Below are 12,606 nucleotides of genomic sequence, written 5' to 3'. Positions count from 1 at the left end.
GCATCAACGTCCGAGATAAGACTCGATCACCGCGTCGTCGCGCTTGACCTGGTCGAGGGTGCCTTGCGCGAGGACCGCGCCTTCGGCCATCACCGTCACGCGGCCCCTGTCGCCGGCGAGCGCCGCGACGAATTCCATGTCGTGCTCGACGACCATCATCGAGCAGGTGCCGCGCAGCGTGTTCAGCAGCTCGGCGAGCTCCATCGTCTCGTGGTCGGTCATCCCGGCCGCCGGTTCGTCGAGCAGCAACAGCGCAGGGCGCTGCATCAGCAGCATGCCGATCTCGAGCCGCTGCTTCTGCCCGTGCGACAGCTCGCCCGCCGCGCGATACGCGTCGCTTTCGAGGCCGATCAGCGCGAGCGTCTCCTCGATCTTCGCCTGCGCGGTGCGGTCGAGCCGCGCGCGCAGCGAGGCGAGCCAGCCCTTGTCGGTCTGCATCGCGAGTTCGAGGTTTTCCCACACCGGATGCTGCTCGAACACGGTCGGCTTCTGGAACTTGCGGCCGATGCCCGCGCGCGCGATTTCCGGCTCGTTCATTCGCGCGAGGTCGATGGTCTGGCCGAGAAACACCTTGCCCGCATCGGGGCGCGTCTTGCCGGTGATCACGTCCATCATCGTCGTCTTGCCCGCACCGTTCGGGCCGATCACGCAGCGCAGCTCGCCCGCGTCGATCGCGAGCGACAGCTTCTTCAGCGCGCGGAAGCCGTCGAAGCTCACCTCGATATCCTCGAGGTAGAGGATCGTGCCGTGCGACGTGTCGATGCCCGGCGGCACCACGCGCCCCATCGATGCGGTGCCGCTGACGGCGAGCAGCTCGTCCTCGGGCGGCGGCGTGAACTGGTAGAGGGCCGTTCCGTTCATGCGCGTTTCCCCTTCGCGAGCACGGTTTCGACGAGGCCCATGATCCCGCGCGGCAGCAGCAGCGGCACGAGCACGAAGATCAGGCCGAGGAAGAACAGCCAGTATTCGGCGAAGTAGGCGGTAAACAGGCTTTTCGCGCCGTTCACCGCGAACGCGCCGACGATCGGCCCGATCAGCGTGCCGCGGCCGCCCACCGCGACCCAGATCGCCATCTCGATCGAGTTGCCGGGCGACATCTCGCCGGGATTGATGATGCCGACCTGCGGCACGTACAACGCGCCCGCGATGCCGCACAGCACGGCCGACACGGTCCACACGAACAGCTTGTACGCGAGCGGGCTGTAGCCGAGGAACATCAGCCGCGTCTCACCGTCGCGCACCGCGGTGACCACGCGCCCGAGCTTGCTGGTGACGATCGCGCGCGCGGCGATGAACGCGAGCACGAGCGTCGCGAACGTCAGCAGCAACAGCACCGTGCGCGTACCGGGCGACGTGATCGCGAAGCCCGCGATGCGCTTGAAGTCGGTGAAGCCGTTGTTGCCGCCGAAGCCCGTCTCGTTGCGAAAGAACAGCAGCATCGCGGCGAACGTCAGCGCCTGCGTGATGATCGACAGGTACACGCCTTTCACGCGCGAGCGGAACGTGAAGAAGCCGAACACCCAGGCGAGCACGGCCGGCACGAGCACGACGAGCGCGAGCGCCCAGGCCAGATGCTGCGTGCCGCTCCAGTACCACGGCAACTGGTGCCAGTCGAGGAACACCATGAAGTCGGGCAGGTCGCTGCCGTACTTGCCGTCGCGGCCGATCTCGCGCATCAGGTACATGCCGATCGCATAACCGCCGAGCGCGAAGAAGAGGCCGTGGCCGAGGCTCAGGATGCCGCAGTAGCCCCACACGAGATCGAGCGCGAGCGCGGCGATCGCGTAGCACATCAGCTTGCCGGCGAGCGTCATCGCATACGCGGACAGATGGAACGCGCTCGACTCGGGCGCGACCAGCGCGGCGAGCGGCACGCCGATGCCGATCGCGATGCACAGCGCGATCAGCGCGAGCCACGCGCGGCGCGACAGCAGCGCGGGGCGGGGCGGCAGGCCGAGCGCGAAACCGTTCTCCGCACGCGCGGCGGCAGCGGGCTTCGGCGCGTCGGCGAGCGGCTTCGACAACGAATCGGTGATTGAAGTCATGTCACGCCTCCGCGCTGCGGCCCTTCGGGGCGAACATGCCCTGCGGACGCTTCTGGATGAACAGCACGATCATCACGAGCACCGCGATCTTCGCGAGCACGGCGCCCCAGAACGGCTCGATCGCCTTGCTGACGAGGCCGAGCCCGAAGCCGCCGAGCACGGTGCCGGCGATCTGCCCGACGCCGCCGAGCACGACGGCCATGAATGAATCGATGATGTAGTTCTGGCCGAGATCCGGGCCGACATTGCCGATCTGCGACAGCGCGCAGCCGCCGAGGCCCGCGATGCCGGCGCCGAACGCGAATGCGTACGCGTCGACGCGTGCGGTCTTCACGCCGACGCACGCAGCCATCCGGCGGTTCTGCGTGACCGCGCGCACGAACAGGCCAAGGCGCGTCTTCGTCAGCACGGCCCACGCGACGAACACCACGGCGAGCGCGAACGCGAGGATCACGAGACGGTTGTACGGCAGGATCAGGTTCTGCATCACCGTCACGCCGCCGCTCATCCACGACGGGTTCACGACCTGCACGTTCTGCGCGCCGAACAGCATCCGCGTCGCCTGGATCAGGATCAGGCTCACGCCGAAGGTGGCGAGCAGGGTCTCGAGCGGGCGGCCGTACAGGTGCCGCAGCACGAGCCGTTCGAGCACGATGCCGACCAGCGCGGCCGTCACGAACGACACCGGCACGGCGACGAGCGGATACCAGTCGAACGCGCCGGGTGCGTAGCGCTGGATCAGCGTCTGCACGACATAGGTTGCGTACGCACCGATCATCAGGAATTCGCCGTGCGCCATGTTGATCACGCCGATCAGCCCGTACGTGATCGCGAGGCCGAGCGCGGCGAGCAGCAGCACGCTGCCGAGCGACAGCCCCGCGAACAGCGTGCCCGCGATCTCGCCGCGGCGCTGCAGCGAGTGCAATGCGTCGAGCCCTTGCTGGGCGGCGTCGCGCACGCGCGCGTCGGGCTCCGCGTAGCTGCCGTCGGCATTCTTCGCGACGAGCGGGCGCAACTGCTCGATCATGTCGAGATCGCGGCGCGCGGCCACCACCTGCACGGCTTCGAGGCGCTTCGCCGGATCGGCGTCGTGCAGCGCGGCGATCGCCCACAATGCATCGAGGCGGCGCTTCAGCGTGGGATCCGTTTCCTTTGCGCGCGCTCGGTCGATCATCGGCTTGAGTGCCGGGTCGGGCGACTTCAGCAGCGCATCGATCGCGTCGCGGCGCGCGGCAACGTCGGGCGACGCGAGCGCGAGCCCCGACAGCGCGCCCGCGATTTTCGTGCGCAGCAGGTTGTTCAGCATCACAGGCTGCGCGTCGCCGGCCGGCGTCGCGGCCTGCGAGAGCGCGTCGTGTGCGGTGTCGCCGGACTGGATCAGCAGGCGGCCGTCGCCGGTCGCGAGCGCGTCGCCGCTCGACAGCGCGTTGAGCAACGCGACGGCGCGCGGATCGGGATCGGCGGCGAGCCGTTCGACCGCAGCCGTCTTCGCGTCGAAGTCGTCGCCGGCGAGCGCGGCGGTATCGGCAGCCGTCAGCGCGAACGCGGCGCGCGGCAGTCCGCCCGCGAGGGCGGCGCACGCGACGATCGCGACGGCGGCTCGGCGAAAGCGTGTAGGCATCGGGAAATCCTGTCGGGCGTGGAAAGCGGATGCGGGCGGCGATGCGCGGGCGCGTGCGGTGCGTAGGCAAGCGTGCCCGGTACGGCGGCGCCTGCAAGCGGGCGGAGCATCGCGCCGGTGCGCGACGCCCCGCGTCGCGTCAGGCGAGCGCCGTGCGCTGCCGGCGCAGGAACGCCGGGATCGACGTGACGATGTCCGGCTTGCCCTGGTTACCCGCGATGTACGGGCTCCACGGTTGCGCGCGCACGGCCGTCTTCGTCTTCCACACGACGTTGAACTGCCCGTCGCCGCGGATCTCGCCGATCATCACCGGCTTGTGCAGGTGATGGTTGCCGTCCATCGCGAGCGTGAAGCCCGACGGCGCGGCGACCGTCTGGCCGATCATCGCGACGCGCACCTTGTCGACGTCGGTGCTCTTCGCCTTCTCGACGGCCTGCTTCCACATGTGGATGCCCACATAGGTCGCCTCCATCGGGTCGTTGGTCACGCGCTTCGCGCCGCCCGGCAGGTTGTTCGCCTTCACCCATGCGGCGAACTGGTCCTTGAACTTCGTGTTGGTCGGGTTCTTCACCGACATGAAGTAATTCCACGCGGCGAGGTGGCCGACGAGCGGCTTCGTGTCGATCCCGCGCAGTTCCTCCTCGCCGACCGAGAACGCGACGACCGGCACGTCGGTCGCCTTGATCCCCTGGTTGCCGAGCTCCTTGTAGAACGGCACGTTCGAGTCGCCGTTGATCGTCGAGATCACGGTCGTCTTGCCGCCCTGCGAGAAGTTCTTGATGTTCGCGACGATGGTCTGGTAATCGCTGTGGCCGAACGGCGTGTAGACCTCCTGAATGTCGGCGTCCTTCACGCCCTTCGATTTCAGGAACGCGCGCAGGATCTTGTTGGTCGTGCGCGGATACACGTAGTCGGTGCCGAGCAGGAAGAAGCGCTTCGCGCTGCCGCCTTCCGCGCTCATCAGGTACTCGACGGCCGGGATCGCCTGCTGGTTCGGCGCCGCACCCGTATAGAACACGTTGCGGGACATTTCCTCGCCTTCGTACTGCACCGGGTAGTAGAGCAGCCCGTTCAGCTCCTCGAACACCGGCAGCACCGACTTGCGCGACACCGACGTCCAGCAGCCGAACACGCACGCGACCTTGTCCTGCGTGAGCAGCTGGCGCGCCTTCTCGGCGAACAGCGGCCAGTTCGACGCGGGGTCGACCACCACGGGCTCGAGCTTGCGGCCCATCACGCCGCCGCTCTTGTTGATGTCGGCGATCGTCATCAGCGCGGTGTCCTTCAGCGACGTCTCCGAGATCGCCATCGTGCCCGACAGCGAGTGCAGGATGCCGACCTTGATCGGGCCGGTGCCCGCATCGGCCGCGTGCGCGAACGGGCTCTTGCCCGCGAGCGCAAGCGCGCCGGCCATCGAACCGAACTTCAACAGACTGCGACGTTTCATCGGGTTCCCCTTGACGTGTTGGATATGCGTGCGCCTTGACGGCGTCGGCCAACGGATAACGCAAGGCATGTGCCAGTCGTGCGGATGCACGCCCGGCGTGCCTGCGCGGGGCAGGGCGGGGCGTCGCGACGGGGCGCATGACGCGTCGTGCAGCATGCGCGGTCCGTCGCGGTGCAGGGTCGCGGGCGGAAATGGTGCACGGTCGGGGTTCCCCGTTCCGGTGCCCGCGTGCGGTGCGGGAACGGTCGTGCACCCTGACTTCGCGGCAAGCGGGGTGGGGCGGGCGCGGCGCGGTGCCGTTGCAGGTCGGATGACGCCGAGACGAACCGGCGCGGGAATGAAAAACGGGCGCGCCATGCGCGCCCGTTCGGCGGGTCGGTATGACCGGCGGCGATGTGCCGGCCGGTGCGGCGGCGCGCGATGCGCCACCGGCGGGATCAGTAGCGCGGTACGGACGGATCGACGTCGCGCGACCACGCGTCGATCCCGCCTTGCAGGTTGTACAGCTTCGTGAAGCCGCGCGACTCGAGGAACATCGCGACCTGCGCGCTGCGCATCCCGTGATGGCACACGCAGACGATTTCCGCTTCGTCGTCGAGTTCTTCGCTGCGCGCGGGAATCTGCTGCATCGGGATCGACACGCTGCCGGCGATGTGCGCGGTCGAGATTTCCCACGGTTCGCGCACGTCGAGCACGACCGGCGCGGGGCGCGCCTTGTCGCCGAGCCATTCCGCGAGCATCGCGGCGGTCAGGATCTGCATGGAGGCTCCGCTGCTCAGAACTTGAAGCGCGACGGCTCGATCGCGTTGACGAGGTGATCGATGTAGGTTTCGAACACGTCGGCGACGCGGTACTGCTTGTCGTCGATGCGCGTGATGATCTGCGCCTTCATCACCGGACGGCCGCCGACGAATGCCGACAGGCGGCCGCCGACCTTCAGTTGCTCGAGCATTTCCTGCGGCACGACGGGCAGGCCGCCCGCGACGCAGATCACGTCGTACGGCGCCTTGCCGGCCCAGCCGCGCGAACCGTCGCCGAGGACGACTTCCGCGTTGGTCACGCCGTCGTTGCGCAGGTTGTCTTCCGCGAACTTCGCGATGGCCGGATCGATCTCGACGGCCGTCACGTGCCGGGCGCGATGTGCGAACAGCGCGGCCAGGTAGCCCGAACCGGCGCCGATCACGAGCACGTTCTCGTGCTTCTTGACGGCCAGCTCCTGCAGCACGCGCGCTTCGACGCGCGGGAACAGCATCTTGCTGGTGCCGCCCGGCAGCGGCAGTTCGAGGTCGGCGAACGCGAGATCGCGGTATTCGGCCGGAACGTAGTTTTCACGCTTGACGATCGACAGCAGGCCTAGGACGTCGAGATCCAGCACGTCCCACGGCCGGATCTGTTGTTCGATCATGTTGAAACGCGCGTTTTCGATATTCATGGTGTGGTCACGCAGCCTGGTCGGCCATCAGCGGGGATAGAGAAACTTCGTGATTGTACCAAACGGGGCGGCTGCAAAGCCTTCAGGCGGCCTGCAACAGACCTTTACCTCTTGCTCTTCCTGATCTGCGCCTCGAATGCGAGGTCGAGCTTGCTCGCCTTGCGCGGTTTTTTGGGGCCGAATTCGTCGACGAACTTGACGAACTCGTCGAGCGGCAGCGGCTCGCAGCGCTTCTCGGCGGTGCCGCCCGAGCGGTCGACGAGATAGAACAGGCCGCCCGCCATCGCGACGGCCGCGAAATGCGGGTTGCCGGAGCGGGTCTTCAGGCGTTCGACCGCGTGGGTCGCTTTGGTGGTGCGCATCGTGCGGATTCTGGCGGGGCGTAAGCCCCACACTGTATCAAACCGGCCGTCCGCATGCGCCCGGCCGGCCCTAGACCGTGCGTGAATACCGCTGCTGCTGCGTCTGCCCGAGATACGCGTCGAACGCCATCGCGATGTTGCGCACGACCATCCGGCCGGCCGGATGGATCGTCAGGCGGTCGCCCGCGATCGTCAGCAGCCCGTCGCGCTCGAACGGGCGCAGCGCGTCGAGCTCGCGCGCGAAATGATCGGCGAAGCGGATGCCGTGTGCGGCGTCGACATGCGAGAACGGCAGTTCGAGGTTGCACATCAGCTGCGTGATCACGTCGCGGCGCAGCCGGTCGTCGGGCGTGAGCCGCACGCCGCGCGCGATCGGCAGCCGGCCCGCGTCGAGCGCGGCGCCGTAGGCGGGCAGGTCCTTCGCGTTCTGCGCGTAGACGTCGCCGACCTTGCCGATCGACGACACGCCGAAACCGACGAGGTCGGTATCCGCGCGCGTGCTGTAGCCCTGGAAATTGCGTTGCAGCGTGCCGTTGCGCTGCGCGCGCACGAGCTCGTCGGACGGCCGCGCGAAGTGATCCATCCCGATGTACACGTAGCCGGCCGACGTCAGCATGTCGATCGCGAGGCCGAGCAGCGCGATGCGCGTTTCCGGCGGCGGCAGCGTCGCATCGTCGATCTGCCGCTGCATCTTGAACAGGTGCGGCATGTGCGCGTAGCCGAATACCGACAGCCGGTCGGGCGCGAGTTCGATGATCGTTTCCAGCGTGCGCGCGAAGACGGCAACGGTCTGGTGCGGCAGCCCGTAGATCAGGTCGACGCTCACCGAATGAAACCCCGTCGTGCGCGCGGCGGAGAGCAGGTCGGCCGTCATCGCGCGCGGCTGGACACGGTTGATCGCCTGTTGCACGGCCGGGTCGAAATCCTGCACGCCGAGGCTCAGCCGGTTGAAGCCGATATTGCGCAGGTGGACGAGCGTGGCGGGCGTGACCGTGCGCGGATCGATCTCGATCGAGAATTCGGCGTCGGCATCCGGCGCGAGCGCGAAGTGCTCGCGCGTGGCCGCCATCAGCTCGGCCGTTTCGTCGTCGGACAGGAAGGTGGGCGTGCCGCCGCCCCAGTGCAGCTGCGTGACCGGGCGCGCGGGATCGAACAGCGCGGCCTGCAGCGCCATCTCGCGCTTGAGCTGCTCGAGATACGGGCGCGCGCGGCGGCGGTTGTTGGTCGCGATCTTGTTGCAGCCGCAGTAGAAGCACGCGGTGTTGCAGAACGGGATGTGGAAGTACAGCGACAGCTCGCTCGACGAGGCGCCGGGGTCGCTTGCCGCGCGCAGGTAGTCGGCCGGGTCGAAATCGTCGCGGAACTGCAGCGCGGTGGGGTACGACGTATAGCGCGGCCCGTTCGCGCCGTATTTCGCGAGCAAATCGGGACGGAACATTGAGTCGGCAGAACCGGAACGCATGATGGTCTCGCGCTTTTTAGATGCTTTCGAGTATATAAACGCGCGATTGGGCTGCATTGTGTAATAACGTCGCAGCCGGCGATGGCACAATGCGGGGTGGGGCTGCCGGCACCGCGTCCGGTTGCCGCACCGTTTTTTGTTGTTCGTTCGAGAGAGCCGAGTGTCCGTCGAAATGCCTGTCCGCCCGGCGCCTGCCGATGTCCCGCCGCCGCATGCGTGCCGCGAGGGCTGCGGCGCGTGCTGCATCGCGCCGTCGATTTCCAGCCCGATTCCGGGCATGCCCGACGGCAAGCCGGCCGGTGTGCGCTGCGTGCAGCTCGGCGACGACCTGCGCTGCCGGATCTTCGGCCGCCCCGAGCGGCCCGCGTGCTGTTCCGGGCTGCAGCCGGCTGCCGACATGTGCGGCGCGTCGCGCGACGACGCGCTCGCGTGGCTCACGCGTCTCGAGGCCGCGACGCGGCCGTCGCAACCAGGAGAGTGTTCAGCATGACCGCACCTTGCGCGCCCGGCCGGCGCCGTTTCCTCGCCGCAACCGTCGGCGCCGTCGGCGTGACGCTGTCGCTCGCCGCGTGCGCGTCGACCTTCCCGTTCATCCCCGATCACTACACGTTCTCGCGCGGCGATGTGCAGAAGGCCGTCGCCCGCAAGTTCCCGTACCAGAAGACGGTCGCGCAGGTCGTCGACGTGTCGCTCGCTAACCCGGCCGTCAACCTGCTGCCCGACCAGAACCGCGTCGCCGTGCAGCTCGACGCGCATTTCGCGAGCCCGTTCCTGCGCGCGCCCGTCAGCGGCAAGTTCACTGTGTCGGGCCAGCTTGCTTACGACGCGCCGAGCCGTTCGGTGGTGCTGAAGTCGCCGGCCGTCGACAGCCTCGCGCTCGACGGCGACGCGCAGATGTACGCGCAACAGGTCGGCGCGGCCGCGGGCCTGCTCGCGACGCAGTTGCTGACCAACTATCCGATCTACACGTTCAAGCCCGAACAGCTGCAATTTGCCGGGGTGAACTACGAACCCGGTACAATTACGATTCTTACAAACGGCATACGCGTGGCGATCGTCGAAAAGTGACGACGAACCGCGCCCGGCCGGAGGGGGGCCGCGCGCGGAAGAGTGGCCCATTCATTCGACCATTTCGGAGTTGGGCCACGGATGGACTGGATCCTGATCTGCAAGGCTTTGATCCTCGGCGTCGTCGAGGGGCTGACGGAATTCCTGCCGGTGTCGAGCACCGGTCACCTGATCGTCGCGGGCAGCTTCCTGAATTTCAACGATTCGCACGCGAAGACCTTCGACGTCGTGATCCAGTTCGGGGCGATTCTCGCGGTCTGCTGGGAATACCGGCAACGGATCGTGTCCATCGTATCCGGGCTGCCCAGCCGGCCCGATGCGCGGCGCTTCACGCTGAACGTCGTGATCGCGACGATTCCCGCGATCGCACTCGGCCTCCTGCTCGAGAAGAAGATCAAGGCCGTGCTGTTCTCGCCGGTACCCGTCGCGTTCGCGCTCGTCGTGGGCGGGGCGATCATCCTGTGGGCCGAGGCGCGGCAGCGTGAACGCAGCGAGCCGCCGCGCGTGGTGTCGGTCGACGCGCTGACCCCGCTCGATGCGCTCAAGGTCGGCATCGCGCAGTGCTTCGCGCTGATTCCCGGCATGTCGCGCTCGGGCTCGACGATCATCGGCGGGATGCTGTTCGGTCTCGACCGGCGCGTCGCCACCGAATTCTCGTTCTTCCTCGCGATTCCGATCATCTTCGGCGCGACGCTCTATGAAACCGTCAAGGACTGGCAGGCGTTCACCGTCGATTCGCTCGGCCTGTTCGCGCTTGGCCTCGTCGCCGCGTTCGTCAGCGCGTTCGTGTGCGTGCGCTGGCTGCTGCGCTACGTCGCGACGCACGATTTCACGGTGTTCGCGTGGTACCGGATCGCGTTCGGGCTGTTCGTGCTGCTGGTCGGGTACAGCGGCTGGCTGAACTGGGCGTGACGCGGACACGGAGGCGGGCGCGCCTCCAATGAGAAAAGCCCGATCGGCAGATAACCGATCGGGCTTTTTTTATCCGGATCCGGGCGGCACGCGCCGCCGCAGCGGGAAGGCTCAGCCTGCGCGCTTGCGGAACACCAGGTCCCACACGCCGTGGCCGAGGCGCAGCCCGCGCCGTTCGAACTTCGTGACCGGGCGGTAGTCGGGGCGCGGTGCGTAGTCGGCGGCGGTGTTTTCGAGCGTCGGTTCCGCGCCGAGCACTTCCAGCATCTGTTCAGCGTAGTTCTGCCAGTCGGTCGCGCAGTGAATGTATGCGCCGGGCTTCAGGCGCGACGCGAGATGCGCGACGAGCGGCGGCTGGATCAGCCGGCGCTTGTGATGGCGCGCCTTGTGCCACGGGTCGGGGAAGAAGATGTGCACGCCGTCGAGACTTTCCGGCGCAAGCATGTGCTCGAGCACTTCGACCGCGTCGTGCTGGATGATGCGGATGTTCGGCAGATCCTGCTCGCCGATCAGCTTCAGCAGCGCGCCGACGCCCGGCTCGTGCACTTCGACGCCGAGGAAGTCGTCGCCGGGGCGGTTCGCGGCGATTTCCGCGGTCGACGCGCCCATCCCGAAGCCGATCTCGAGGATGCGCGGCGCGCTGCGGCCGAACACCGCATTCCAGTCGGGCAGCTCCGGCGCATACGGCACCACGAAGCGCGGGCCGAGTTCGTCGAGCGCGCGGCGCTGGCCGGTCGACACGCGGCCGGCGCGCGTCACGAAGCTGCGGATGCGGCGGTGGTGCAGCGGATTGACGGCGTCGGCGCCTTCGGCGGCTTCGTCGGGAATGGCGTCGTCGTGCGGCGGCAGGCCGGCTTCGTTCGGATCGTCGTGCATCATCGGTACAGAGAAAGGCTCGGTTGCGGGCGAGGGCCCGTTGCGCGCAGCAGTGCGCCGGGTGAACCGGCACATGGTACAAAAAAGCCGCCTTCGACGAGGCGGCTTTTGCGCAGGCTGCGATGCAGCCGGAAAGTGGAGCGGGCGATGGGAATCGAACCCACGTCATCAGCTTGGGAAGCTGAGGTAATGGCCATTATACGACGCCCGCAGAACGCGCAATTCTACAGGGGTTCGGGTGGGGATGGCAAGCGGGAGGTTCGGCGCAGGGCAACTGACAGGGCTCGATGCCGGACCGGCGGCGTCGCGCGCAGTGGCGGGTGAGCCCGCGCTATTCACGGGATCTACCGTCCAGGCTGAAGGCACATCCCTTCGGCGCGCTGTAGCATCGGAGCCGAATTTCAACGGCCCAATGGATGTGCCGCATAGCCGATGGCGGCAAACAATCGACGGACGAACAGGTTCAATGATGTTGAATATTTTGACCATGACCCCCGAGCAGGAACAGGATGCGCGGGCAAAGGCTTTTTATCTGCTCAAGAAATGGACGAGTGTCACGTTCCTGGAATACGCCGTTGGACGATATCGGGACTTTCTCGGCGCGTACGCAAAACAACTGGACACACCGAGCCCAAATCAGGTCGAGCTTGAGGAAGCCTACACGCATGATTTCTCGGGGGCACTGGTGCGCATGGATCTGGGCATCGATGCATTGCGCCGAGGTCTCGACAAACGAGCCGCATACGACGCGTTGGTTAGAGGAAGCCAGCAAGGCGGCGACCTGTTGTTTGGACGGAGTGCGCTTGAAATCGGTCGTAAATACGATCCGTTTTTTCATTCACTGGGGCTGAAGGACACCAGCTTTTCGGAACCGGTGTATGCCACCGGGTTCGCGGAGGGGGTATGGATCGAGAGATTGATTTGCTACGCGCTCAAGTGCACGGTCGGATTCGGTTATACCGGGATGCTCGCATACGGAACACGTGCGGATGGCGGGACCCGCGTATTTGAGCACTGGACCTATGAATCCATGTTCGAAAACGCGCCCCTTCCTGCTTGGCGATATTGGCCACCCGGTCGCACCTATCCTGTATCGCTTCCTCCCTGTCCGCCGAAGAACGAATCCGCAAGCGGCGAGGTTTGCAGCGACCAGGAGATTCCTGTCGAGGGGATCTGGGAGCCGTGGTTTGCGTCCGGCAAGGTGGGCTGTCCGAGCTACTTCCTCAAAGGCAGTGTTGCCCACAAGTACCTGTTGGAAGGTACGAACGACGAGCATGAGGTGCGCTGGCGGCTGCTTTGGGAAGACAAGCGTTACCGGGACGGCAGCATTCCGGCGGAGGAGGAAACTTACTTCCCCAAGCCTGTCGCCTGACCGACGCTA

13 protein-coding genes and 1 tRNA gene are annotated in these 12,606 nt (G+C 66.9%); 4 read left to right on the top strand and 10 right to left on the bottom strand.

Annotated features, from left to right (window positions below):
• Positions 1-3 precede the first annotated feature (3 nt).
• From urtD to hemN, 8 genes are all read right to left on the bottom strand, one after another.
• Positions 4-861, bottom strand: a complete 858-nt coding sequence (gene urtD, locus ACTJLD_RS10430) for an urea ABC transporter ATP-binding protein UrtD (RefSeq protein ID WP_440658662.1) — start codon at positions 859-861, stop codon at positions 4-6.
• Positions 858-2,045: an urea ABC transporter permease subunit UrtC gene (gene urtC / locus ACTJLD_RS10425; RefSeq protein ID WP_021161913.1), complete on the bottom strand. Its 1,188-nt coding sequence runs from the start codon at positions 2,043-2,045 to the stop codon at positions 858-860. The genes urtD and urtC overlap by 4 nt, the downstream gene beginning before the upstream one ends.
• A gap of 1 nt (position 2,046) precedes the next feature.
• Positions 2,047-3,666 carry an urea ABC transporter permease subunit UrtB gene (gene urtB, locus ACTJLD_RS10420; protein ID WP_059695927.1) on the bottom strand — a complete coding sequence of 540 codons (1,620 nt, stop codon included), beginning with the start codon at positions 3,664-3,666 and terminating at the stop codon, positions 2,047-2,049.
• Positions 3,667-3,805: 139 nt separating this feature from the next.
• Positions 3,806-5,113 (bottom strand): urea ABC transporter substrate-binding protein, encoded by a 1,308-nt coding sequence (gene urtA / locus ACTJLD_RS10415; RefSeq protein WP_059685649.1) that lies wholly within the window; start codon positions 5,111-5,113, stop codon positions 3,806-3,808.
• Between the two features lie 437 nt (positions 5,114-5,550).
• Positions 5,551-5,874, bottom strand: coding sequence for a rhodanese-like domain-containing protein (locus ACTJLD_RS10410; RefSeq protein WP_440658660.1), 324 nt, complete (start codon positions 5,872-5,874; stop codon positions 5,551-5,553).
• A gap of 14 nt (positions 5,875-5,888) precedes the next feature.
• Positions 5,889-6,545: a protein-L-isoaspartate O-methyltransferase family protein gene (locus ACTJLD_RS10405; protein ID WP_021157052.1), complete on the bottom strand. Its 657-nt coding sequence runs from the start codon at positions 6,543-6,545 to the stop codon at positions 5,889-5,891.
• A 104-nt stretch (positions 6,546-6,649) separates the two neighbouring features.
• Positions 6,650-6,907 carry a hypothetical protein gene (locus ACTJLD_RS10400; protein ID WP_440658658.1) on the bottom strand — a complete coding sequence of 86 codons (258 nt, stop codon included), beginning with the start codon at positions 6,905-6,907 and terminating at the stop codon, positions 6,650-6,652.
• A gap of 70 nt (positions 6,908-6,977) precedes the next feature.
• Positions 6,978-8,369 carry an oxygen-independent coproporphyrinogen III oxidase gene (hemN, locus tag ACTJLD_RS10395; RefSeq protein WP_222213870.1) on the bottom strand — a complete coding sequence of 464 codons (1,392 nt, stop codon included), beginning with the start codon at positions 8,367-8,369 and terminating at the stop codon, positions 6,978-6,980.
• A 172-nt stretch (positions 8,370-8,541) separates the two neighbouring features.
• Here hemN and ACTJLD_RS10390 point away from each other — a divergent pair, with 172 nt between their 5' ends.
• From ACTJLD_RS10390 to ACTJLD_RS10380, 3 genes are all read left to right on the top strand, one after another.
• A complete protein-coding gene (locus ACTJLD_RS10390) occupies positions 8,542-8,859 on the top strand; it encodes a YkgJ family cysteine cluster protein (RefSeq protein WP_034195806.1) in 318 nt (105 codons plus the stop codon).
• Positions 8,856-9,437 (top strand): DUF1439 domain-containing protein, encoded by a 582-nt coding sequence (locus ACTJLD_RS10385; RefSeq protein WP_027788156.1) that lies wholly within the window; start codon positions 8,856-8,858, stop codon positions 9,435-9,437. The genes ACTJLD_RS10390 and ACTJLD_RS10385 overlap by 4 nt, the downstream gene beginning before the upstream one ends.
• Positions 9,438-9,518: 81 nt before the next feature.
• Positions 9,519-10,349, top strand: coding sequence for an undecaprenyl-diphosphate phosphatase (locus ACTJLD_RS10380; protein ID WP_027788155.1), 831 nt, complete (start codon positions 9,519-9,521; stop codon positions 10,347-10,349).
• 111 nt (positions 10,350-10,460) lie between these two features.
• Here the strand turns inward: ACTJLD_RS10380 and trmB are convergent, their stop codons facing one another.
• Both trmB and ACTJLD_RS10370 read right to left on the bottom strand, forming a co-directional pair.
• Positions 10,461-11,228: a tRNA (guanosine(46)-N7)-methyltransferase TrmB gene (gene trmB, locus ACTJLD_RS10375; protein ID WP_021157058.1), complete on the bottom strand. Its 768-nt coding sequence runs from the start codon at positions 11,226-11,228 to the stop codon at positions 10,461-10,463.
• A gap of 133 nt (positions 11,229-11,361) precedes the next feature.
• Positions 11,362-11,436, bottom strand: a tRNA-Gly gene (locus tag ACTJLD_RS10370).
• A gap of 255 nt (positions 11,437-11,691) precedes the next feature.
• Here ACTJLD_RS10370 and ACTJLD_RS10365 point away from each other — a divergent pair.
• Positions 11,692-12,597 carry an Imm72 family immunity protein gene (locus ACTJLD_RS10365; RefSeq protein ID WP_440658657.1) on the top strand — a complete coding sequence of 302 codons (906 nt, stop codon included), beginning with the start codon at positions 11,692-11,694 and terminating at the stop codon, positions 12,595-12,597.
• The last annotated feature ends 9 nt before the right edge of the window (positions 12,598-12,606 follow it).

It is taken from the genome of Burkholderia sp. 22088 (genome assembly GCF_052045915.1).
Lineage (GTDB): Bacteria > Pseudomonadota > Gammaproteobacteria > Burkholderiales > Burkholderiaceae > Burkholderia > Burkholderia cepacia.
The sequence above is the reverse complement of the archived record's forward strand: the minus strand, read 5'-3'. Positions and strand labels throughout refer to the sequence as shown.